The organism is Rhizobium sp. SVR5-9E, from assembly GCF_056755095.1.
Map to the genome: position 1 here is coordinate 1 of NZ_JBNDHS010000228.1, position 774 is coordinate 774.

At 57.2% G+C, this 774-nt stretch carries 1 protein-coding gene and 2 pseudogenes; 2 read left to right on the forward strand and 1 reads right to left on the reverse strand.

Translation table 11 applies throughout. The annotated features are described in order from the left end of the window. Window positions 1–101: pseudogene (locus tag ACPYOJ_RS34550) on the forward strand (IS5/IS1182 family transposase); the annotation flags it as partial. 2 nt (window positions 102–103) lie between these two features. On the opposite strand, the pseudogene ACPYOJ_RS34555 reads toward ACPYOJ_RS34550, so the two are convergent. Next, window positions 104–394: pseudogene (locus ACPYOJ_RS34555) on the reverse strand (hypothetical protein); the annotation flags it as partial. Between the two features lie 150 nt (window positions 395–544). Between ACPYOJ_RS34555 and ACPYOJ_RS34560 the strand changes: the two are divergent. Further along, a partial coding sequence (locus tag ACPYOJ_RS34560; RefSeq protein WP_481420256.1) for a cyclic nucleotide-binding domain-containing protein occupies window positions 545–774 on the forward strand: 230 nt, incomplete at its 3' end.

A 774-nucleotide genomic window follows, 5' to 3' on the forward strand; every position in this document is an offset into this window, starting at 1 on the left:
TCGGCAAAATGAAATTCAAAGTGGCGAACTGGCGGGAGTATGAAGCGGATCTTCGCCGTCGCGGCAGCTTAACCCTGTGGTTGACGCCGGAGGCGCTGTCGCCACCCGATATGAGATAATATCGTTCGAGCGCGCGGCGAATGCGACCGGCCTCGATGCGAACAACAGGATCGTTCTGCGCGTCGAAAGTGGCATCACGCCCGAAGACCGCCTGTGCAATCGTATAAGCCTTCAGCTGCTCGCATCGTCCTTCGAGCGCCTCTTCGACAACATATTCCAGGAAGCGGCGTCCGCGTTCGGGAGCCTGGAATTCCGAACTGGCAAGTATGCGGGCAAGTTGCTCGCGCACTCTTCCGGGGCCTGCCTCGCCGTCTCCTTCGTCTTTCGACGCCATCGAAACCTCCTGCGACACTCACCAAGAGGGCAACCCGCTTTATACACCTATCCGTGATTTCGAGCTTCCGTAGCAGTACGTAAGGGCTTCTTCGAATAGGCGCGCTTGCGGCAATTCGGTATCTTACGACGTGTACGGGGGGCAGCCCAAATGTTTCAAAGCCATATCGTCGGGAAGCAAACGTCTCCGGCATTCCCCGGTCGCTACACGGTCGTGCCCGCGACGTCGAAAGATCAGACCATCCGACTTAAAGCCGATCAGATCATCTATAGTGAAGGCGAACATGCGCTGGCGATCTACCAAGTCGAAGCCGGAGCCGTCCGGATCTATCGGCTGATGGCTAACGGGCACAGACACATTTTGTCCTTCTGCAGCAAAGG